At 50.8% G+C, this 22,069-nt stretch carries 22 protein-coding genes and 1 pseudogene; 14 read left to right on the top strand and 9 right to left on the bottom strand.

The genetic code is table 11. The features are described from left to right. The first annotated feature begins 2 nt into the window (after positions 1 to 2). On the top strand, positions 3 to 980 hold the full coding sequence (locus J1778_RS19665; RefSeq protein ID WP_217174598.1) for a fimbrial protein: 978 nt from the start codon (positions 3 to 5) through the stop codon (positions 978 to 980). A gap of 115 nt (positions 981 to 1,095) precedes the next feature. On the opposite strand, the gene J1778_RS19660 is transcribed toward J1778_RS19665, so the two are convergent. Next, positions 1,096 to 1,611: a hypothetical protein gene (locus J1778_RS19660; protein WP_113876366.1), complete on the bottom strand. Its 516-nt coding sequence runs from the start codon at positions 1,609 to 1,611 to the stop codon at positions 1,096 to 1,098. A 490-nt stretch (positions 1,612 to 2,101) separates the two neighbouring features. Further along, entirely contained in the window at positions 2,102 to 2,770 is a 669-nt protein-coding gene (locus J1778_RS19655; protein ID WP_217174597.1) for a helix-turn-helix domain-containing protein, read from the bottom strand. A gap of 432 nt (positions 2,771 to 3,202) precedes the next feature. Here J1778_RS19655 and acnB point away from each other — a divergent pair, with 432 nt between their 5' ends. Together acnB and yacL are read left to right on the top strand one after the other, a co-directional pair. Beyond that, positions 3,203 to 5,800 carry a bifunctional aconitate hydratase 2/2-methylisocitrate dehydratase gene (acnB, locus tag J1778_RS19650; RefSeq protein ID WP_217174596.1) on the top strand — a complete coding sequence of 866 codons (2,598 nt, stop codon included), beginning with the start codon at positions 3,203 to 3,205 and terminating at the stop codon, positions 5,798 to 5,800. Between the two features lie 77 nt (positions 5,801 to 5,877). Beyond that, positions 5,878 to 6,243 (top strand): protein YacL, encoded by a 366-nt coding sequence (yacL, locus tag J1778_RS19645; RefSeq protein WP_217174595.1) that lies wholly within the window; start codon positions 5,878 to 5,880, stop codon positions 6,241 to 6,243. Between the two features lie 2 nt (positions 6,244 to 6,245). Here the strand turns inward: yacL and yddG are convergent, their stop codons facing one another. The 5 genes from yddG to J1778_RS19620 form a co-directional block, all read right to left on the bottom strand. Then, entirely contained in the window at positions 6,246 to 7,124 is an 879-nt protein-coding gene (yddG, locus tag J1778_RS19640) for an aromatic amino acid DMT transporter YddG (protein WP_217174594.1), read from the bottom strand. Positions 7,125 to 7,226: 102 nt separating this feature from the next. Beyond that, complete coding sequence (locus J1778_RS19635) at positions 7,227 to 8,096, bottom strand: hypothetical protein (protein WP_238484821.1); 870 nt, start codon at positions 8,094 to 8,096, stop codon at positions 7,227 to 7,229. A gap of 437 nt (positions 8,097 to 8,533) precedes the next feature. After that, complete coding sequence (speD, locus tag J1778_RS19630; protein ID WP_217174592.1) at positions 8,534 to 9,328, bottom strand: adenosylmethionine decarboxylase; 795 nt, start codon at positions 9,326 to 9,328, stop codon at positions 8,534 to 8,536. Positions 9,329 to 9,356: 28 nt separating this feature from the next. After that, on the bottom strand, positions 9,357 to 10,232 hold the full coding sequence (gene speE / locus J1778_RS19625) for a polyamine aminopropyltransferase (protein WP_112286905.1): 876 nt from the start codon (positions 10,230 to 10,232) through the stop codon (positions 9,357 to 9,359). Positions 10,233 to 10,431: 199 nt separating this feature from the next. Further along, positions 10,432 to 10,779: a YacC family pilotin-like protein gene (locus J1778_RS19620; RefSeq protein WP_095924682.1), complete on the bottom strand. Its 348-nt coding sequence runs from the start codon at positions 10,777 to 10,779 to the stop codon at positions 10,432 to 10,434. A gap of 209 nt (positions 10,780 to 10,988) precedes the next feature. Between J1778_RS19620 and cueO the strand changes: the two genes are divergently transcribed. From cueO to hpt, 8 genes are all read left to right on the top strand, one after another. Continuing rightward, a complete protein-coding gene (cueO, locus tag J1778_RS19615; protein ID WP_217174591.1) occupies positions 10,989 to 12,593 on the top strand; it encodes a multicopper oxidase CueO in 1,605 nt (534 codons plus the stop codon). A gap of 262 nt (positions 12,594 to 12,855) precedes the next feature. Further along, entirely contained in the window at positions 12,856 to 13,404 is a 549-nt protein-coding gene (gene srlA, locus J1778_RS19610) for a PTS glucitol/sorbitol transporter subunit IIC (RefSeq protein WP_217174590.1), read from the top strand. A gap of 46 nt (positions 13,405 to 13,450) precedes the next feature. Beyond that, positions 13,451 to 14,434, top strand: coding sequence for a PTS glucitol/sorbitol transporter subunit IIB (gene srlE, locus J1778_RS19605; protein ID WP_217174589.1), 984 nt, complete (start codon positions 13,451 to 13,453; stop codon positions 14,432 to 14,434). Between the two features lie 9 nt (positions 14,435 to 14,443). Then, the gene (srlB, locus tag J1778_RS19600) at positions 14,444 to 14,806 is read left to right on the top strand and encodes a PTS glucitol/sorbitol transporter subunit IIA (RefSeq protein WP_217174588.1); all 363 of its coding nucleotides are present in this window, start codon (positions 14,444 to 14,446) and stop codon (positions 14,804 to 14,806) included. Between the two features lie 22 nt (positions 14,807 to 14,828). Further along, the gene (gene srlD, locus J1778_RS19595; RefSeq protein ID WP_217174587.1) at positions 14,829 to 15,608 is read left to right on the top strand and encodes a sorbitol-6-phosphate dehydrogenase; all 780 of its coding nucleotides are present in this window, start codon (positions 14,829 to 14,831) and stop codon (positions 15,606 to 15,608) included. Between the two features lie 86 nt (positions 15,609 to 15,694). Continuing rightward, entirely contained in the window at positions 15,695 to 16,057 is a 363-nt protein-coding gene (gutM, locus tag J1778_RS19590; protein WP_217174924.1) for a transcriptional regulator GutM, read from the top strand. Positions 16,058 to 16,136: 79 nt separating this feature from the next. Beyond that, positions 16,137 to 16,910, top strand: coding sequence for a glucitol operon DNA-binding transcriptional repressor SrlR (gene srlR, locus J1778_RS19585; protein WP_217174586.1), 774 nt, complete (start codon positions 16,137 to 16,139; stop codon positions 16,908 to 16,910). Positions 16,911 to 17,217: 307 nt separating this feature from the next. Continuing rightward, on the top strand, positions 17,218 to 17,754 hold the full coding sequence (hpt, locus tag J1778_RS19580; RefSeq protein ID WP_101075215.1) for a hypoxanthine phosphoribosyltransferase: 537 nt from the start codon (positions 17,218 to 17,220) through the stop codon (positions 17,752 to 17,754). A gap of 191 nt (positions 17,755 to 17,945) precedes the next feature. Here hpt and cspE read toward each other — a convergent pair whose 3' ends face one another. Next, a complete protein-coding gene (gene cspE / locus J1778_RS19575) occupies positions 17,946 to 18,158 on the bottom strand; it encodes a transcription antiterminator/RNA stability regulator CspE (protein ID WP_056779359.1) in 213 nt (70 codons plus the stop codon). Positions 18,159 to 19,278: 1,120 nt separating this feature from the next. On the opposite strand from cspE, the pseudogene J1778_RS24650 reads away from it, so the two are divergent. Then, positions 19,279 to 19,395, top strand: a pseudogene (locus J1778_RS24650) (phage integrase); the annotation flags it as partial. A 148-nt stretch (positions 19,396 to 19,543) separates the two neighbouring features. On the opposite strand, the gene can reads toward J1778_RS24650, so the two are convergent. Beyond that, positions 19,544 to 20,200, bottom strand: a complete 657-nt coding sequence (gene can / locus J1778_RS19570; protein ID WP_217174585.1) for a carbonate dehydratase — start codon at positions 20,198 to 20,200, stop codon at positions 19,544 to 19,546. 133 nt (positions 20,201 to 20,333) lie between these two features. Here can and J1778_RS19565 point away from each other — a divergent pair, with 133 nt between their 5' ends. Both J1778_RS19565 and J1778_RS19560 read left to right on the top strand, forming a co-directional pair. Continuing rightward, positions 20,334 to 21,257, top strand: a complete 924-nt coding sequence (locus J1778_RS19565) for an ABC transporter ATP-binding protein (protein WP_112286855.1) — start codon at positions 20,334 to 20,336, stop codon at positions 21,255 to 21,257. Further along, positions 21,257 to 22,027 carry an ABC transporter permease gene (locus tag J1778_RS19560; RefSeq protein WP_095924696.1) on the top strand — a complete coding sequence of 257 codons (771 nt, stop codon included), beginning with the start codon at positions 21,257 to 21,259 and terminating at the stop codon, positions 22,025 to 22,027. The genes J1778_RS19565 and J1778_RS19560 overlap by 1 nt, the downstream gene beginning before the upstream one ends. The last annotated feature ends 42 nt before the right edge of the window (positions 22,028 to 22,069 follow it).

Below are 22,069 nucleotides of genomic sequence, written 5' to 3'. Positions count from 1 at the left end.
TTATGAAAATGATGATACTGATTGCCTTCCTGCTCTTATTTTCCGGAAAGGGCTGGGCATCCTGCTCTGCCACACCGACCATGCCGCAGTCATGGGATTTAAGTTCTATTGCTGTTACGTCTTCTTTACCACTCGGCAGCGACGTTCCCGGCAGTCAGCACACCTTCAGTGTCAGCGGGCAATGCGGGACCGGTGGAAGTAGCGAACTCCCCGGAGACCCTATCATCGCCTGTTATTACGGTAACGGCTCAGAGATCGCCGGATTTCCAGGGGTTTACTCCACCGGCGTCGAAGGGATTGGGATTGCACTGACCAATTCCAGCGGCCAGCGGGTGGTGGGAGCCACCGTAGCCTGTGATACCCGCAATACCTCACTGGGAAATCTCGATGCCAGTAAGGGCTATCAGATATCCGTTACGCTCTCGCTGGTAAAAACCGCTAACGACATTTCGGATACGGCATTGCAACAAAGTCAGACGCGTTTCGGCTTGGGGGTTTATGGCAAATCCGGCCTGGGCGCGGGGAATTCTATTTCCTACACGGGTAACGTCAATATCAGAACGGAAAGCTGTGATGTACTGAATAACACCATTAATGTCTCTCTGGGTACGGTCTGGCCGGGGCTTTTCTCCGGTGCCTCCGTGGGCGGTGTTACGCCGGATGTGCCGTTTTCCATTGAACTCAATTGTGATGCCGGGGCGAATGTGAATATCCGTATCGACGGCACAGCCGATGATTCGCTGGCCGCTGGCGTAATCAAAATCAGCAGTGGCGCAGAGGGGCAGGCGACCGGAGTGGGGATTCAGATACTCAAAGGTGATACGTCACCCGTGGGCATCGGACAGGAATGGGCAATCACACCCTCGGCCAGTGAAGGAAACCTGAGTATTCCCTTTTTTGCCCGCTATTATCTCAACGGACAAACACTCAGCAGCGGAAGTGCGAACGGCACAGCGACGTTTACGATGATCTATTATTGAAAAAGGTCGCCCTGACAGACGACCTCAATTGAGATTTTTCAAAAAACGGTCTGATGTAGACGATGACGTCTTAGTCCGATCACACATTAAGCGCCGTTATTAAGCCGTTATTAACTTATTGGTCATCAAAATCATACTGTGGGGCGCTTTGGAATGAGGGATAGGATCTGAGATTTTTATTTTTTAAGCGAGCTTCCAGCTCAGTTCTGATTTTTAAGGGAAAGCTCTCATATTCCCTTTCTAATCTTATATTTCCCGCTGGTAAAAGAGCAAAAATATTATCCTGAAGTGTTTTAATTTGTTGGCTGTAGATGCTGACTTCTGTTAGTGCATCGTAGTAATCGAATGCCCTGATCATATACTGATGATGCTCATTCCCGGTGCATTGATCGATTTGAACTGTGCCAAGGTATACAACGGCAATGTTAACCGTTCGTTTATCAAAACCCTCAATATCAGATGAAGTAATAAATGGCCTGGATTTCATTTCTGATAAGCATTTCTCAAGTTTAGTGTTGAGATTATTGTAAGCTAAAAGATATTTTTCACGGCTGTATTCGATATCTTCATTTATATGCGCAAGGCAAGGGAATGTCAGCGCGAGGATAAGTACCAGGAGGATTTTCTTCATACGGAACGTTCCTTGTTATTTAAAGGTTTTTTCCATGCATTTCCAGAACTCATGTTCTGTACCATGCGTGGCCGAAAATATCATTTGTCTGTTTATTGAAAGGTAAATTTGGTTTTTGGCGTACTGGTCAAATGCTTCGGCTGAATGAAAGAAAGTGCTGAAATCTGTCTGATTTATAAAATAACTGCTTGCTAACGCTCCATTTTTGGCAAAAATGGAATACATGACGCCAGATGTAAGTAAATATCTTCCTAGGTTGTAGAGCTCAAATTGCTTTCTGATAATCTGAATGGTTTTCTGACTTTCATAACCAAAAGTTACATTGCCATTGCATCCCAATATTTTAACTCTCCTTAATATTCATATTAAATATAGATGATTTAATTTATTTCATAGCTTCCGTGAATTAAGTAAACCTGTAATTAGTAAATAAATTAATGCGCGAAAAAATATAGCGAAGTTTTATTTTTTAAGCAATGCCTGTTACCTGTCAGTATTCGTCTGGAAAACGCTTATTGATGGTGATCAGTTTCCCGTTCTGAATATCGATATAATCCCCTGTCCGTAAATCCGCCAGAATCTTCATGACGCCGCTGCGCGCTAAATTCGAACGTTCCAGAATAAAGTTTACCACGCTGCTTTTGCTGCGGACTTCTTGTGGTAACCGTTCTATTTCGAGTAACAGACCACAAATAATGTCATATGCGGTGCGGTTGATCATCAGGTCGGAATGATAGTTGCGGTAATCGGTAAAGCGGGTGGTACAGGCGATAACTTCTCTTACCAGTCCATTTTCTGCAATCAGGTCGATAGCCCTGTCGCGCGGCAGCACGCTGATCTTACTTTCCTTATTTCCTTTAAAGATAAAAGAGGCACTGCTGTATTCAGAGGTCATCAACCCAAGCATCGTGGGCGCGTTGGCAATCCCGTACAGCAAATTGTCTGAGGTGCGAAAGCATTTTATTTCGCCTTCAAGCAGCAAAATGATTTGCTGCCTGCCGTCTTCAGCGCGCAGGGTGATGGGGATATTGGGGTTGTCTGTTATCACCGGCGTGGCGTGGGGTAAACAGACTTCAACCAGGCGTGTGATGGCCTCCAGTGGCTTCTGGCCCAGTGGCGACTCTTTGCCATTGCTTGAGAGATTAATGTTTGTCTTCATAGGCGATCAGTATCTCGTCAGAGGGGCAGAACTTCGCTTCATGCGACCAGGTTTAACAGCAGCTTGCAGATGAATTATAAACAGTAAATTTTTACTCCACACGCTTGTCTTTGCTGGCTTCACAAGGCAGTAAGCAGATGTCTGAACGCCATATCGGAAAGGATTATTTTGCCCTTAACGATTCAGCAAGAATTTAATGTTGCTTTTTTGTAAACAGATTAACACCCCCCCAAAATCCTGCTATGCTGCTTCGGCGCTAAAGGACACTGTGCTCCGGTTCAGGAAGTGTCGTATACCGACAAAGAAACAATCATACCCGCAGTGTCCCCGACTCATCAGACAATCCGATATTCCGCTGTCCCTGCAGGATTACTAGCGGTCTGATGAGGGAAGCCAGGCATAATAAATGACAATGAGAGCGAGGAGAATGTCGTGCTAGAAGAATACCGTAAGCACGTAGCCGAGCGTGCTGCAGAGGGCATCGTCCCTAAGCCACTTGATGCTTCACAGATGGCAGCGTTGGTTGAGTCCCTGAAGAATCCGCCACAAGGCGAAGAAGATACTCTGTTAGACCTGCTGATTAATCGTGTTCCACCGGGCGTCGACGAAGCCGCCTACGTTAAAGCCGGATTCCTGGCTGCAGTCGCCAAAGGCGAAACTACCTCTCCGTTGGTCACTCCTGAAAAAGCCGTTGAACTGCTCGGTACCATGCAGGGTGGTTACAACATTCATCCGCTGATCGACGCACTCGATAGCGCAACGCTGGCACCTATCGCCGCCAAAGCGCTGTCTCATACGCTGCTGATGTTTGATAACTTCTACGATGTGGAAGAAAAAGCACACGCCGGTAACGAATACGCGCAAAAAATTCTGCAGTCATGGGCTGATGCCGAATGGTATCTGTCGCGTCCGCAACTGGCTGAAAAAATCACCGTCACTGTGTTTAAAGTGACTGGCGAAACCAACACCGATGATTTGTCACCGGCTCCGGATGCCTGGTCCCGTCCAGATATTCCGTTGCACGCGCTGGCCATGCTGAAAAACGAACGCGAAGGTATCCACCCGGATCAACCTGGCAGCGTCGGTCCTATCAAGCAAATCGAAGAACTGAACAAAAAAGGCTTCCCGCTGGCCTACGTAGGTGACGTAGTCGGGACCGGATCCTCACGTAAATCAGCCACCAACTCCGTGCTGTGGTTCATGGGCGATGATATTCCTCATGTGCCGAACAAACGCGGTGGCGGTGTGGTTCTCGGCGGTAAAATCGCGCCAATCTTCTTCAACACTATGGAAGATGCCGGTGCGTTGCCGATCGAAGTGGACGTTTCTGACCTGAACATGGGCGATGTCATCGACATCTACCCGTACAAAGGCGAAGTGCGTAACCACGAAACCAACGAAGTGATTGCGACATTCGAACTGAAAACCGACGTACTGCTCGACGAAGTGCGCGCCGGTGGCCGTATTCCGCTGATCATTGGCCGTGGATTAACCACCAAAGCCCGTGAGTCACTGAAACTGCCTCAGAGCGAAGTCTTCCGTATCGCGAAGCCAGTGGCTGCAAGCAACAAAGGTTTCTCGCTGGCACAGAAAATGGTGGGCCGCGCCTGTGGCGTTGCCGGTATTCGTCCGAACGAATATTGCGAACCAAAAATGACGTCAGTGGGTTCTCAGGACACCACCGGTCCGATGACCCGTGATGAACTGAAAGACCTGGCGTGTCTGGGCTTCTCAGCGGATCTGGTGATGCAGTCATTCTGTCATACCGCTGCTTATCCTAAGCCGGTTGACGTGACCACGCACCATACGCTGCCTGATTTCATCATGAACCGTGGCGGTGTTTCACTGCGCCCTGGCGACGGCATCATCCACTCGTGGCTGAACCGTATGCTGCTGCCTGACACTGTCGGCACCGGCGGTGACTCCCATACCCGTTTCCCGATCGGGATTTCCTTCCCTGCGGGTTCCGGTCTGGTGGCATTTGCTGCGGCGACCGGCGTGATGCCTCTTGATATGCCGGAATCTGTTCTGGTGCGCTTCAAAGGTAAAATGCAACCGGGGATCACCCTGCGTGATCTGGTGCATGCGATCCCTTATTACGCGATTAAAGAAGGTCATCTGACCGTCGAGAAGAAGGGTAAGAAAAACCTCTTCTCCGGCCGTATTCTGGAAATCGAAGGCTTGCCGGAACTGAAAGTAGAACAGGCATTTGAACTGGCGGATGCGTCAGCAGAACGTTCAGCGGCAGGTTGTACGATCAAACTGGATCAGGCGCCGATCAAAGAATACCTGAGCTCTAACATTGTGCTGCTGAAGTGGATGATCTCTGAAGGTTACGGCGATCGTCGTACCATCGAGCGCCGCATTAAAGGTATGGAAGAGTGGCTGGCGAATCCGACCCTGCTGGAAGCCGATGCCGACGCGGAATACGCGGCGATCATCGAAATCGATCTGGCGGATATCAAAGAGCCAATTCTTTGTGCGCCAAACGATCCGGATGATGCACGTCTGCTGTCTTCCGTGCAGAACAGCAAAATCGATGAAGTGTTTATCGGTTCCTGTATGACCAACATCGGTCACTTCCGTGCGGCGGGTAAATTGCTCGACAGCCACAAAGGCGCGTTGCCAACCCGTCTGTGGGTTGCGCCACCGACCAAAATGGATGCGGCTCAGCTGACGGAAGAGGGCTACTACAGCGTCTTTGGTAAGAGCGGTGCGCGTGTAGAAATTCCAGGCTGTTCACTGTGCATGGGTAACCAGGCGCGAGTGGCCGACGGTTCTACCGTGGTATCCACCTCTACCCGTAACTTCCCGAACCGTCTGGGTAACGGTGCCAATGTCTATCTGGCATCGGCAGAACTGGCAGCGATTGCATCCCTGCTCGGACGCCTGCCAACGCCGGAAGAATATCTGGGTTATATGGCTGAAGTGGATAAGACCGCGGTGGATACTTACCGTTATCTGAACTTCGACAAGCTGAGTGAATATACCGACAAAGCTGACGGCGTGATCTTCCAAACCGCAGTCTAAATCGTTATATTTGCGCCAGTGTTGAAAAGGGAGCTTCGGCTCCCTTTTTTATTGTGATTTTTTCAGAGGGCTGCACCATGGATTACGATTTTTTGCGCGACATCACCGGTGAGGTCAAAGTGCGTTTTTCAATGGGCCATGAAGTGCTTGGTCACTGGCTCAATGAAGAAGTGAAGGGCGATCTGAGCGTGCTCGATAACGTCGAAGCCGCGCTGAGTGAGCTGAAAGGCAGCGAACGCCAGACACAAATGGTCGGCCACGAATACACGCTGCTGTTAGCCGACGATGAAGTGATGATCCGCGCCAATCAGCTGGATTTTGACGGCGATGAGATTGAAGAAGGCATGAGCTACTACGACGAAGAAAGCCTGGCGTTTTGCGGCGTCGAGGACTTTCTGCAAGTCCTCGCCAAATACCGTTCTTTTGTCACGACCTATCGCTAAACTTACTTGCCCCGTGAGGCGGTCCAGCACAGCAGCGAACCGCCGACCACCATCAGCACGCCCGGCCAGAAACTGGCACCCGGCAGCGTATGCAGCCACAATCCGGCAATCAGAATCGACGAAAGTGGCGTGAAATAGGACAGCGCGGCGACCAGCGTTGCATTGCCTTTTTTCATCGCAATATCCCAGCACTGATACGAAATGGCCGTCACCGCGCCCATCGCCAGCAATTCAATAATAGCCGGCAGCGTCAGGCTGATGCGGTTCGATGAATAGGTAAAATACAGCACCCACAGCACGGCACCGGTTGCCAGCAGAAACAACGGCAGCACGCCTTTGCCCTTACATAACACGCGAACCAGGTTGGAATAGAGCGCCCAGGAAACGGCAGCGCCCAGCGCCAGACCATAGGCCACGGGATTGCCCCGTACATTACGCAGCAGCTGATGGATGTCCAGCCCGTGACCGCCGCTGATCGCCCACAGCACACCGGCAAATGCCAGCACCACGCCCGGCCAGATCCACCAGCGTACGCGTAATTTCAGCAGCGGAACTGCAAAAATCAGTGTCAGGCTTGGCCACAAATAATTGATAAGTCCCAGTTCCAGGGTTTGCTGACGGGTGTGCGCCAGACCAATGGCCAGCGAAAACGCCACCATATAAAAGATAAACAGCAGACCGCAGACGATCAGATAAGCGGGCGATTCTCCGCGCAGGGAGGGTTTTCCACCGACCATCCAGACCATAATTCCACTGACCGTATAAATCGATGCGGCGGCGCCAAAAGGCCCCAGAGATTCAGACAAACTGCGGGTGAGCGCCACGCTCATGCTCCACAATAAAATGGCGAGAACGCCAGACAGCGTTGCGAAACGATCCATATGAAAGGTAAGCCTCTGGAAAAGGAGGCTTTTAAGATAAGCGATTGTCCCGGCGATTTACACCGGAACAATCCGCTTGAGGACGCTTATTCACTGACATCATCAGAAGTAGAAACCGACTTCTAATCCCAGCGTGGAGGTGGTGGTCGCTGGCTGATAATAGCCGACGGTGCTTCCGTTCAGGTTACCTTGTTTCTCGTCAGACTTGCCGTATTTCTGGTGCACATAGCTGGCTTTCACAAACACATCTTTGTTGATATTCCAGGTCAGGCTGGTGAATGGCGAGAGCTTAGATTTCGGCTCCAGCCAGACTGAACCCTGATTACTGTGCGTCCAGGTTTTAATCGGATACAACGCACCGCCTTCCAGACTCAGACGTGAATCTGCAGTCATCTGCCAGTTTGCACCCAGTGACGCTTTAGCATAAGGCTGCAGCGTGACTTCCACCGCGTTGTAATTGCGGGTGGTATTTTCCGACGCAATATACACATCGTCAGAGCGGATGTTTCGCAACCATGCCTGACCGCCGAGTGCGCCTTTCATATCGAAAGAGACGCTGTCGGATGCGCGGTAACGGTAGCCGCGCGTCAGGTCTGCACTGTAGCCGGTGTAATAGGTTTTGCCTTTCAGCGTTCCGTTCGGCACATTGGCCTGATCGTCCAGCGTACTGCCTTTATAACGGACGATCCCGAACATCACGCTCATGTCCCAGGCTTTTAATAAGCCGCTTTGGGTATCGAGATAATTATTGGATCCGAAATTAACGCGCAGGCGCGGGCCATGTTCAGCAACATATTTACCGTCCATATTATCGACGGATTCGTCCCACTTATAATATTCAGCACCGTAACTCACATAGTGCCGCATCCCTTCAGTATTGCTGCCTAACAAACTTTCCCCGGCCCGGGAAACCCCGGAAACCAATAAAGAACTCGCGACCAGCAGGCTGGATACGGTCTTTAATTTACTCATTGTCATTTTATATTTCTGCTTGCAGGTGGATGGAGCTGGTTGCTTAGTAAGCAATGACGCGATGCTAATGGTCGGGAGGGGATATTTAAAGTGATTTATCTGTTTTTAAGAAAAAAGCGATCTTTTGATCTGCCATAAGCTAAATTATTGGTTATTCATGGATTCTATTTGATTTACAGGCTGTGTATTATTTTTGAAATTTGACTTAATTGTTAGATCGATTGGCGATAAATTTGAGTTAAATAAGAATTTAATCACTCTTTAAATATTAATTTGCCTTAAGGAGTATAGACGTCTTTTATTCCGGGCAGGATATTTTACTTAAGTAATGCTTATTGAGTTTCAGGTTGGGGGAATATTCCATATCGGAATTTGTCTATACAAAAAAAAAGCCGGCCAGGTTAACCCTGTCCGGCTTTTTTCTTTTTCAGCGCTGATCAGACGGAAGGCAGATTGCGTCCGTAATAAATTTCCTGCATTTCTTTGTACAGCAAATCGGTGATTTCCTTACGCTCCTGCGCGCTCAGTTCATCCGGTTTGGCATTGAAAAGATAATGTTTAAGATCGAACTCTTTCAGCAACATCTTGGTGTGGAAGATATTTTCCTGATACACGTTGACGTCCATCATGTCGTACAGCGATTTCATATCCTGCGACATGAAGTTCTGAATCGAGTTAATGGAATGGTCGATGTAATGTTTCACGCCGTTCACGTCGCGGGTAAAACCACGAACGCGGTAATCGATGGTAACGATGTCCGATTCGAGCTGGTGGATCAGATAGTTCAGCGCTTTCAGCGGTGAAATTACGCCACAGGTCGAGACTTCGATATCAGCGCGGAAGGTGCACAGCCCGCCTTCGGGATGACTTTCGGGGTAGGTGTGCACACAGATATGACTTTTATCCAGATGCGCGACCACAGAATTCGGCAACGGCCCCGGATGTTCAGTGTTATCAACATCGCGCGGATCCATCGGCTCTTCACTCACTAAAATCGTGACGCTGGCGCCCTGTGGTTCGTAATCCTGTCGCGCCACATTGAGGATATTGGCACCGATAATGGAGCAGGTTTCGGTGAGGATCTCCGTTAACCGGTTGGCGTTATATTCTTTGTCAATGTAGGCAATGTAGCCATCACGATCGTCTGCGGTTTTAGCGTAGCAGATATCGTAGATACAAAAACTCAGGCTTTTGGTCAGGTTGTTGAAGCCATGCAGTTTCAGCTTTTGCAATTTAGTTCACCCCCTTATGGATGCAGTATCAGCGCGCGGCTGACAGGGCATTCAGTAAATATTGCGGCAGGGCAAAGCTGCCGTGATGAATCGCCGGATTGTAATAACGACAGGTGATATCTGCGGCGTCAAAGCGTGCCTGCAAGGTTGCGCTGTCGATCTGGCGATATTCCGGGCTGTTGGTCGCCCAGGCAAAGGTCATGATGCCGCCGTAATAGGTCGGGATCGCGGCCTGATAGAAACTGACGTCACTGAAATAGTGGCTCAGTTTTGTGTGGCTGTTGACCGCTTCATCCTGCTGAAGGAAGCACACGCCATTTTGCGCCACGAAAATGCCGCCCGGTTTGAGACAACGGGCACAGCCTTCGTAGAACGCCGACGTAAACAGACTTTCTCCGGGACCGATCGGATCGGTGCAGTCAGAAATGATCACATCATAGGTTTCAGCGGTCTGATTGACGAAGTTCACACCGTCGTCGATCACCAGGTTGAAACGCGGATCGTCATAGGCTCCGGCATTATGGTTGGGCAGATACTGGCGGCAAAACTCCACCACGCCGGCATCAATTTCCACCATCGTCACCGATTCCACACCTTTGTGGCGGCACACTTCGCGCAGCATTGCGCCGTCGCCACCGCCAATGATCAGCACCTTTTTCGCGTTACCGTGGGCGAACAACGGCACGTGGGTCAGCATTTCGTGATAGATGAATTCATCACGCTCAGTGGTTTGCACCACACCGTCGAGCGCCATTACGCGGCCCAGCGCGGCATTCTCGAAAATCACCAGGTCCTGATGTTCGGTTTTGTCTCGGTACAACTCTTTATCGACGCTGAAGTACTGGCCAAAATGTGCGTGCAGCGTCTCATACCATATTTCTTTGGATGACGAGCTCTGGGACATGTTGTTGTTTCTCCTGATCAATCGCAGCCATAAAAATGGGCGCACATGATAGCTAACTCTGCCGGTCCATGCACGGTTTCAGACAAACCCATTTAGGTTAAGTGTAGCTGAGGCAGGCATGGTGCGGATAACTGAGGGGAGGAGAAGCGGCTCCGGCAACAAAATGCCGGAGCGCCAGGCCCGTAAACAGGCTTAAAAATTAGTTGGTGTAGGCCAGCAGACTCAGGGAATCACGCGCCAGAGATTTGCATTTGGTCGGTTTAGGCACGGCAATCCCGCTGAGATCGCGGTAGCTGTCTTCGCCCATCGACTGCATATTAAAGCTGTTGTAATTGCTCAGATCCCAGCGGTTTTGCTGGGCAAAAAATACGATAGCCCGTTTGATTTGGGTATTCGGCAGCTGTTCGTAACCGCAGTTGTTTTTCAGATAAACGAAAACGGCAGTCAGATCCGCCAGATCTTCCGCTTCTGATTCACTCAGCGCCTGACTGGCGGAGGAGAAGCCAAGCAGCGACAGTAATAGCAAACACAATGTTGTTTTTTTCATCGGCGTGTTCTTGTTCTTTTAGATAGAAAGTCAGAAAGACTTGGCTCACAAACAGTTAAAAGGACGTTACCATATTTGCACTGAGCGGCACCAAATTTCTTTTCCCGCTGAGCCGCTTGACCTTCCCCTTAGGGGAAGGGTTAGGCTGTCGTACTATTATGGCACGCTTACGCCATCCGTCTGGCAATTGCCCTCATAAGGACTGAAAAATGAACCGTCGTGATTTCGTGAAGTGGACAACCCTGATGGGGGCCGCCAGTACGCTGCCCGGCTGGAGCCGCTTCGCGCTCGCCGCAGACCGCCCCGCATTGCCCATTCCCGCGCTGCTTGAACCGGATATCCGCAACGGCATTATGCTGACGTTGCAGCGCGGCAAGAGCCAGTTTTTGCCCGGTGTTAGTACCGCAACCTGGGGCGTAAACGGGGATCTTCTCGGCCCTGCGCTGCGTATCCGTCGCGGTAAACAGGTCGATGTCACCGTTAATAATCGTCTGGATGTCGCCAGCACCGTTCACTGGCACGGGCTGGAAATCCCCGGTGACGTCGATGGTGGCCCTCAGGCATTGATCGCTCCTGGTGAGAAACGCAAAGTCAGTTTCACGCTCGATCAGCCAGCCTCGACCTGCTGGTTCCACCCGCACCCGCATCAGACCAGTGGTTATCAGGTGGCGATGGGACTGGCCGGTATGGTGCTGATTGAAGATGAAGCCAGCGACCTGTTGCAGATCCCGAAACGCTGGGGCGTGGATGATATTCCGGTCATTTTGCAGGATAAACGCCTGAATGATGCCGGACAGATTGATTATCAGATGGACGTGATGACCGCCGCCGTGGGCTGGTTCGGACAACACATGCTGACCAACGGCGCAGTGTATCCGCAGCATGGTATTTCCCGCGGCTGGGTGCGTTTCCGTTTACTCAATGGCTGTAATGCGCGCTCGCTGCACATTGCTACCAGTGATAAGCGGCCGATGTACGTCATCGCCAGTGACGGGGGTTTTTTGCCAGAGCCGGTGAAAGTCAGCGACTTGTCATTGCTGATGGGCGAGCGTTTTGAAGTGCTGATCGATTGCAGCGACGGCAAAGCTTTTGATCTGGTCACGCTGCCGGTGAAACAGATGGGCATGACGCTGGCACCTTTTGACAAACCTTTACCGGTGCTGCGTATTCAGCCGACGCTGACACAAAGCGGCAGTTCACTGCCGGACACGCTGGTGCCGCTGCCGGCGCTGGTTTCCGTCGATAATCTGCCGACCCGCTGGCTGCAACTAATGATGGATCCGCAGCTGGATCAGCAGGGCATGGCGGCGCTGATGAAACGCTATGGTCACAAGGCAATGGCTGGCATGAGCATGGATCACGGCGGCGGCGATATGGCGGCGATGCCGGGTATGTCGGGTTCAGAGCATGACGGTCACGGCAGTATGGCGGGTATGGATATGAGCAAATCATCCGCCGGTTACGACTTCATGCAGGGCAACAAAATCAACGGTAAAGCCTACGACATGAATGTGCCCGCTTTCGATGTGAAACAAGGTCAGTACGAAAAGTGGACCCTTTCCGGCGAAGGCGACATGATGCTGCATCCTTTCCATATCCACGGCACGCAGTTCCGTATTCTTTCTGAAAATGGTCAGCCTGTGCCGCCGCATCGTCAGGGCTGGAAAGATATCGTGCGCGTTGAAGGTGCCCGCAGCGAAGTGCTGGTGCGCTTTAACCATCTGGCCGATAAACAACATGCTTATATGGCGCACTGTCATCTGCTGGAACACGAAGATACCGGTATGATGCTTGGATTTACGGTGTCCGCGTAACGGATTTTCCTTCCTGTAGTTTCTTAATCATTTCTGAAAATAAGCTGGCCTGAGACGCTTCTCCGGCCAGTGTCGTCACTCTTTTCTCCTGTTCCCTTCTTCTTCCTGGGGAGCCCCTTACGTATCAATCTTTCAAATTGAAAGGTTAAACTTTCAAAATGTGATCAATATATAATTAATATAAACTCATAATGATTATATTTTCAGCGTGGAGTAACAAAACATGAAAGCTTAAACCCACGTTCCCCTACAGGAGAAGATGATGATCGATGTGATAACGCACGGTGCTGAGTGGTTTATCGGCCTGTTTCAAAAAGGCGGGGAGGTGTTTGTCGGGATGGTCACCGGCATCCTGCCTCTCTTAATCAGTTTGCTGGTGATAATGAACGCGCTGATTGTTTTTGTCGGACAACGGCGGATCGAACGTCTGGCACAGCGCTGTGCAGGTAATCCGATTTCGCGCTACCTGCTGCTGCCGGTGATCGGCACCTTTGTTTTCTGTAACCCGATGACCCTCAGCCTCGGGCGCTTTATGCCTGAAATCTACAAACCCAGCTATTACGCGGCGGGCTCTTACAGCTGCCACTCTATGAACGGCCTCTTCCCGCACATTAACCCCGGCGAACTGTTTGTCTATCTGGGCGTCGCCAGCGGGCTGACCACGCTGGGACTGCCGCTCGGGCCACTGGCTGTCAGCTATTTTCTGGTGGGCATGATGACCAACTTCTTCCGCGGCTGGATAACGGATCTCACCACCCGCATCTTCGAACGCAAGATGGGCATTCAGCTCGATCGTCAGGTTCAGTTGTAGGCAGGTTCCATTTATTCAAATCCAATTCTAAAAATCGGAGCAGAAAATGAGCGTTACGATCCGTATTAACCGGGGTGAAGGTGGCTGGGGCGGTCCGCTGTTGATTGACGCGGTGCCCGGCAAAAAAGTGGTGTATATCACGGCGGGCACGCGCCCGGCGATTGTCGACAAGCTGGCGGAGCTGACCGGCTGGGAAACGGTGGACGGTTTCAAGGAAGGCGAGCCCCCGGCGGAAGAAATCGGTGTGGCGGTCATCGACTGTGGCGGCACGCTGCGTTGCGGCATCTACCCAAAGCGGCGCATTCCGACCGTAAACATTCATTCGACCGGCAAGTCTGGCCCGCTGGCGCAGTTTATTACCGAAGACATTTACGTCTCCGGCGTGCGTGAGCATGACATTGTTATTGAAAGCACAGACGCCGCGGAACCGGTAAGCGCGGCGGCGAAACCCGCTGCGGCAGGACGCGACTACGACACCACCAAAAAAATCACTGAACAGAGCGACGGCTTGCTGGCGAAAGTCGGTATGGGTATGGGCTCCGGCGTTGCCGTGCTGTTCCAGGCCGGACGCGACACCATTGATACGGTACTCAAAACCATCCTGCCATTTATGGCCTTCGTGGCGGCGCTGATCGGCATCATTATGGCCTCCGGGCTGGGTGATCTGGTGGCGCACGGGCTGACGCCGCTGGCGAAAAGCCCGGTCGGACTGGTGATGCTGGCGCTGATCTGTTCCTTCCCGCTGCTTTCTCCCTTCCTCGGCCCCGGCGCGGTCATCGCGCAGGTTATCGGGGTGCTGGTGGGGGTACAGATCGGACTGGGTAATATCCCGCCACATCTGGCGCTGCCTGCACTTTTCGCCATCAACGCTCAGGCGGCCTGCGATTTCATTCCCGTCGGATTGTCGCTGGCCGAAGCCAAACAGGACACCGTGCGCGTGGGCGTGCCTTCGGTGCTGGTCAGCCGTTTTCTGACCGGCGCACCGACGGTACTTATCGCCTGGGCCGCTTCCGCTTTCATCTATCAGTAAGGAGTTATCGTGCAAACCATCTATCAAACCACTATCACGCAAATCGGCGACTTCGCGCGTGAGGCGCTGACCGACCAGATGTTGATCACTTTCCGTGAAGGCGCACCGGCAGACATTCAGGATTACTGCTTCATTCATCAGCACGGGAAAACCGAAGGGGAATTGCATCGCGGCGCTTACATGGAACTGGCCGATGTGCGTTATCCGGTGACCGCCGTGGGCGACGTGGCGATGCAAAATCTGCGTGAGCTGGGGCATATCACCCTGCGTTTTGACGGCAGTGCCGAGGCAGAGTTTCCCGGCAGCGTCCATGTAAAAGGCACCACGCCCGACGATATTCCGCTGGGCAGCATATTGAAATTTATCGATTAATTATCTGAATCAGGAGTCAGTTATGGAACAGGTTGCAGTGGTGATCGGCGGAGGGCAGACGCTGGGCGCATTTCTCTGTCAGGGGCTGGCTGAATCCGGCTATCGCGTGGCGGTGGCGGATTTGAATGAGAAAAATGCCGCGTCGGTGGCAGAACAGATTAACCGGCAGTTTGGTGAGGACCGGGCATTTGGCTTTACCGTCGATGCCACCAATGAAGCCAGCGTAGAGCAACTGGCGAAAGCGGTGGATCAGACATTCGGCAAGGTCAGTTTGCTGGTGTACAGCGCGGGAATGGCGAAAGCATCGCCGATCACGGATTTCGCTCTCAACGACTTTGATCTCTCTTTGCAGGTCAATCTGGTGGGGTATTTCCTTTGTGCCCGCGAGTTTTCCCGTCTGATGATCCGCGACCGTGTGCCGGGAAGGATTATTCAGATTAACTCCAAATCCGGCAAAGTGGGCAGCAAACACAACGCCGGTTACAGCGCGGCCAAATTTGGCGGCGTGGGGCTGACGCAGTCACTGGCGCTGGATCTTGCGGAATACGGCATCACCGTGCATTCGCTGATGCTCGGTAACTTGCTCAAATCACCGATGTTCCAGTCATTATTGCCGCAGTACGCCAAAAAACTCGGCATCAAGGCCGATGAAGTCGAGCAATATTACATTGATAAAGTGCCGCTGAAACGCGGGTGCGACTATCAGGACGTGCTGGATATGCTGCTGTTTTACGCCAGCGATAAAGCCTCATATTGCACCGGTCAGTCGATCAATATCACCGGTGGTCAGGTGATGTTCTGATGCCATCCGCCCCTGTCTTGCAGGGGCGGATGGCAATTTTAATGAGCAAACCATGTTAATAAGAAAATCACATTAAGGAGAACATGATGACCCCGACTTCGGCATTAATCCTCTGTGCGGTACTGGCCTGGGTGGCGCAAATCGCGCTGGGCTGGTGGCAGTTGCAACGCTTTAACCGGGCATTCGACAAGTTGTGTTTGCAGGGAAACGTCGGCGTCGGGCGTTCCGGCGGGCGTTTCAAACCCAGAGTGGTGCTGGCGCTGGCGTTCGATCAACAGGAGAAAGTCTGTGACGGATTTTTACTGCGCGGCCTGACGATCTTCGCTCGCCCTCAGCCGGTTTCATCGCTTAATGGCATGAGCCGGGAACAATTGATGACAGGTGTGATCTTCCCGAAAGATCCGAATATTCAAACTGCACTATCATTAGCGATTGAACCGAAATCATGATATTTTCACTTTAAAAGCTATTATCTTTCAAAGAGAATGATGGCAGTGAATTTATCTTAAAATTTGAGCGAAAATCGTGATGAAACCTAAGCAACGGCAGGCGGCGATACTGGAGCACTTGCAGCAATATGGAAAGACGGCGGTGGACGATCTCGCCGCGCATTTCGCCACTACCGGCACCACTATCCGCAAAGATCTCACCCTGCTGGAAGAAGAGGGCGCAGTGATCCGCACTTACGGCGGCGTGGTGCTGAGCCGTGAAGAAGGCGATCAGCCCATCGATCGTAAAACTCACATCAATACCGGCAAAAAACTGCGCATCGCCCGCGCGGCCATTCAGGAAATTCAGGACGGGGACTCGCTGATTTTTGATGCGGGCAGCACCGTGATGCAGATGGTACCTTTTCTCAGCCAGTTCAATAACATCACTGTGATGACCAACAGCCTGCATATCGTCAGTGCGCTGGTGGAACTGGATAACGACCAGACAATCCTGATGCCAGGCGGCACCTACCGCAAAAAATCCTCTTCCTTCCACGGCAGTCTGGCCGAAAGCGCCTTCGATAAATTCAACTTCGATAAGCTGTTTATTGGTGCCGATGGCGTCGATCTCGACGGCGGCGTCACCACTTTCAACGAAGTTCACGGTGTCAGTCAGGCGATGTGTAAAGCGGCTGAACGTATTTTCCTGCTGGTGGACTCGTCAAAATTTGGCCGTAAAAGCCCGAATGTGGTGTGTCATTTAAGCAAGGTCGATACGTTAATCACGGACAGCGGGTTAAGCCAGCAATATCGTGATGCCATCGAAAAGCTGGGGATCCGCATTATTTTAGTCGGGGAAGACGATGAGTGACGCGGCTGAATGATAATTTCCGCAGCGCCCGGGCAACGGCCTTCAGAACATCCGTCTTTTCCCCTGCAGGGGCCCAGATGCCAGCTCAATGGCGGAATGCACGGGTTACATATCTGAAAAATGGTGCTTTTGGGATAAAAAAATATCGCGGTAACTAATGACTAAGTTGAGCTGACCCGGTTGCATCGGAAGCTGACACCGGCGTTACTCATCGGCGGGTTCTTTGGTATAATCCTTTCCACTATATGGTCGCTGCTTTTCTATAAAGCAGCGATAAATATTCTTAAATCAGGTGGTTAGTCTTTATATGAAACATCGCGTTGACGTCATGATTTCCGAACAGGAAGTCAAAACCCGAATTGCCGAGTTGGGCCGTGAAATCACCGAGCATTACCGTGACAGCGGCAGTGAAATGGTGCTGGTTGGATTGCTGCGCGGTTCATTCATGTTCATGGCTGACCTGTGTCGCGCCGTGGATGTGCCACACGAAGTGGACTTCATGACCGCCTCAAGCTACGGCAACGGCATGTCTACCACCCGCGACGTTAAGATCCTTAAAGATCTCGACGAAGACATTCGTGGTAAAGATGTACTGATCGTTGAAGACATCATCGATTCCGGTAATACACTCAGCAAAGTGCGTGAAATTCTGCAACTGCGCGGCCCGAAATCTCTGGCCATTTGCACCCTGCTGGATAAACCAGAACGCCGGGAAGTTGACGTTAAAGTCGAATACGTCGGTTTCCCGATCCCGGATGAATTCGTTGTCGGTTACGGCATCGACTACGCTCAGCGTTATCGCCATCTGCCGTATGTAGGTAAGGTCGTAATGCTGGACGAGTAGAGATTCACAATTAGCATTTTTTGCAACGGCTTCCTAATGGAAGCCGTTTTTATATATCTTTTTCCGATTAGAAGAACCACTGCTGCCAGGTAATAAAAAACCCGCTCAAGGCGGGTTTTTTATCACTTTCACTTATCTGCTCAGGCTCAGGCCTTCATCGCTGTCGTAAGTGTTAGCGCAATTATCGGCAATTAAAGCGCGATAACATTAGCTGCTGACGGGCCTTTAGCGCCGTTCTCGATAGAGAACTCCACTTTTTGGCCTTCGTCTAAGGTTTTAAAATCGCTGCTCTGAATGGCGGAGAAGTGAACGAACACGTCTTTGCTGCCGTCTTCAGGAGTGATGAAGCCGAAGCCTTTTTCAGGGTTAAACCATTTTACTAAACCAGTCATTTTGTTAGACATAGATACTTCCTTTCATTTTTTTGAGCCGCTTGTGCAGCTAAGATGGCCTGTTTTGCAGAGTTTTACTTATTGGGCACTTAGGAGGAGGCTCATGAAGAAGGGTATCTGAGGATAACGCTTGAACTGAGGACTGCTTTACTAAAACTGCTTTCATAAGGTCTGTGTTCCAAACCGATGCAATCATATTAGTCATGGAACGATTCAATAAGCAAGGATTAATTTTACTGATGGTAAGGTGTATAAAAAAGCACCTGCAATCCCTGCGACTTAACATAAGAACGAGATTAATGAGATAATTCCCTTGCCACATATACAATAAAAGCCCTGACCGTTGCAGTCAGGGCTTTTAAGGTACTACAGACTTCAGATTTAACATTAATGAACTTAATAATAATTACTGCTAATGATACTTCTTTTAAATGTACACGTTTACCACAGTTAATATTGGGTGATAATTAAAAATTTCCCTCCAGTTAACGTATGAATGTATTCCGCCAAACTTCTGTACAACTCAAGAATGGCACTTTAAACAAGTACACTTCCCCTGCGACATTTACTTTTGATGCGTGGCCTTACTTTCGTTGCGATAATACCCAACTCTTTTAAATCAAATCGCAACAACAACTTCTTTTACATCATGACCTTACATCGTCGCGTTTACTTACTTACTTACTTACTTACTTACTTACTTACTTACTTACTTACTTACTTACTTACTTACTTACTTACTTACTTACTTACTCTTGCGATGTTAGAACAACTACATGGCCTTAAAGCATTGTTGATATAATAAAACCGAAAATCTCATATCAACTATCCCATACAAAAAACTTCGTGGCCTTTATCGCAAATAACATATAAACCTGACAAACTTCCTATTTCTAAACAGCAAACTGCAATAACACCGCTGTTGAACGCTAATTTACGGATTTCTAAAATAGTGTCAATACTGTTTTTTAAAACATGTTTTTATTAACAGGCTAAACAAGCCAGCAAACAAGAAAATTCTTATTTTCCCAACCTCCTTTATCGCTCCCAACAAGCCTATTTTTGGCTTGTTTCTTTCCACCTAACCCCCAGTTATTGACAGGACTCCGAGGCGCGCCGGAGGCGCTTTAATATTAACCAGACAATGGTCTACGCTCACTTCGCGCCGGACTTCCTGCAGGACGCCATTTCTTTCAATCCACTGAGAGGAAAAGCGGGGCTGGAGTGTCCACATAGTGTCCACGTCTAAACATCTTTTAGGGGCTTGTCGCTGCTTACACCGCATATAACTCATTGATTAATAGCGATCGCGTTGTAAGTGCAGGAAAAATAAATGGTAAAAAAGGCACATTTTTGTGCCTTTTGTTTTTTGAAATTCGGTAGAGTAGTGCGGCTGGTTATTGCGGGTCGCCGTTCAGCAAGGCGGAGACGCCCTGACGGTAGCGCTGTTCCAGCGTTTCGCGGCTGGTGGCGTCAACTTGCAGGTTGCGCAAACGTCCGTCCTGAATGCCGTAAACCCAGCCGTGCAGCGTGACTTTCTGGCCGCGTTTCCAGGCCGATTGCATCACCGTGGAGTGACCGAGGTTGTAGACTTGCTCAACCACATTCAGTTCACACAATTTATCGAGACGTTTTTCTGGCGACAGTTCGCCCAGCAGAGAACTGTGTTTGTACCAGATGTCCCGGATATGCAACAACCAGTTATTAATCAAACCCAGTTCAGGGTTTTCAACCGCCGCCTGCACACCGCCACAGCCGTAGTGACCGCAGATAATCACGTGTTCGACTTCCAGCACGTCGATAGCATATTGCACAACGGACAGGCAGTTAAGGTCGGTGTGGATGACCAGGTTGGCGACGTTACGGTGAACGAAAAGTTCGCCCGGCTCAAGACCTGTCAGGCGCTCGGCGGGGACACGGCTATCGGAACAGCCAATCCACAAGAAACGGGGTTTTTGAGACTGGGAAAGGCGTTCAAAGAAACCAGGATCTTCGTCAATCATGGTTTTGGACCAGGCTGCGTTGTTACTGATGAGTCTTTCTATGTCATTCATGGAGGTCAATAGCCTGTAACGAGCTCACTGCGATGGGGTAATATAGGGCAATGCCCCGACTTTTCAAACTGATTCGGTATCTCCACTTACTCATTCCTACAACAGGGTTTTCACAAGAAGGTACGCTCCCTTTATGAATTATGCATTGGAACTGGAAAAGTTAACCAAAACTTACGCCGGTGGTGTACAGGCTTTGCGTGGAATCGATCTGCGCGTCGAAGCTGGCGATTTTTATGCCCTGCTTGGGCCGAACGGTGCGGGTAAATCCACCACCATTGGTATCATCAGTTCACTGGTCAACAAAACTGCCGGCAAAGTGCAGGTGTTTGGCTACGACATCGATAAAGATATCGTCAACGCTAAACGCCAGTTAGGTCTGGTGCCGCAGGAATTCAACTTCAACCCGTTTGAAACCGTCATGCAGGTGGTGGTCAATCAGGCCGGCTATTACGGCGTGCCGCGTCCTCTGGCGCTGCAACGTGCGGAAAAATATCTCACACAGTTGGATCTGTGGGGCAAACGCAACGAGCGTTCGCGCATGCTCTCCGGCGGGATGAAACGTCGTCTGATGATCGCCCGTGCGCTGATGCACGAGCCAAAACTGCTGATCCTCGATGAACCAACGGCGGGCGTGGATATCGAACTGCGCCGCTCCATGTGGGGCTTCCTGAAAGAGCTGAACGCGCAGGGCACCACTATCATTCTGACCACGCACTATCTGGAAGAAGCGGAAATGCTGTGCCGTAATATCGGCATTATTCAGGGCGGCCAGCTGGTGGAAAACACCAGTATGAAAGAGCTGTTGTCGAAGCTGAAATCCGAAACGTTCATTCTGGATTTAGGCGCAAAAAGCCCGCTGCCGGTGCTCGAAGGCTATCGTAGCCAGCTGACGGACACGTCAACGCTGGAAGTGGAAGTCATGCGCGAGCAGGGACTGAATTCCCTGTTCAGCCAGCTGAGCAAGCAGGGCGTGCAGGTATTGAGTATGCGTAACAAGGCGAACCGTCTGGAAGAGCTGTTTGTCACGCTGGTGAACGGCAGTGAGGAAAAGAAATAATGTCGCAATTGTACTGGGTGGCACTCAAAAGTATCTGGATGAAAGAGATCAACCGTTTTGGACGGATCTGGATCCAAACACTGGTTCCGCCGGTCATCACCATGACCTTGTATTTCATCATCTTCGGTAACCTGATCGGTTCACAGATCGGCAGCATGCACGGCTTCACCTACATGCAGTTTATCGTGCCGGGGCTGATCATGATGGCGGTGATCACCAACTCCTACGCTAACGTGGCGTCGTCGTTCTTCAGCGCTAAATTCCAGCGCAACATTGAAGAACTGCTGGTAGCACCCGTACCGACGCACGTGGTGATCGCCGGTTATGTCGGCGGCGGCGTGGCGCGCGGGATCTGCGTGGGGATCCTGGTCACGGCGATCTCGCTGTTCTTCGTCCCGCTGGTGATCCACTCCTGGTGGATCATCGCGCTGACCTTACTGCTGACCGCGATCCTGTTCTCGCTGGGCGGTTTACTGAACGCGGTGTTTGCGACAACGTTTGACGATATCAGCCTGATCCCGACGTTCGTGCTGACGCCGCTGACCTATCTTGGTGGTGTGTTCTACTCGCTGTCGCTGCTGCCGCCAATCTGGCAGGCTGTCTCTAAGCTGAACCCGATCGTTTACATGATCAGCGGCTTCCGCTACGGATTCCTGGGGATTTCAGACGTGCCGCTGGTGTTTACCATGAGCGTGCTGGTGGCGTTTATTGCGGTGTTTTACTTGCTGGCGTGGTACTTGATCGAACGCGGCAGAGGTTTACGTAGTTGATATTTCTGTGCTCCCTCCCCTGCGAAGGGGAGGGGTGGGGTG

This window comes from Rahnella bonaserana, from assembly GCF_019049675.1.
Lineage (GTDB): Bacteria > Pseudomonadota > Gammaproteobacteria > Enterobacterales > Enterobacteriaceae > Rahnella > Rahnella bonaserana.
The sequence above is the reverse complement of the archived record's forward strand: the minus strand, read 5'-3'. Positions and strand labels throughout refer to the sequence as shown.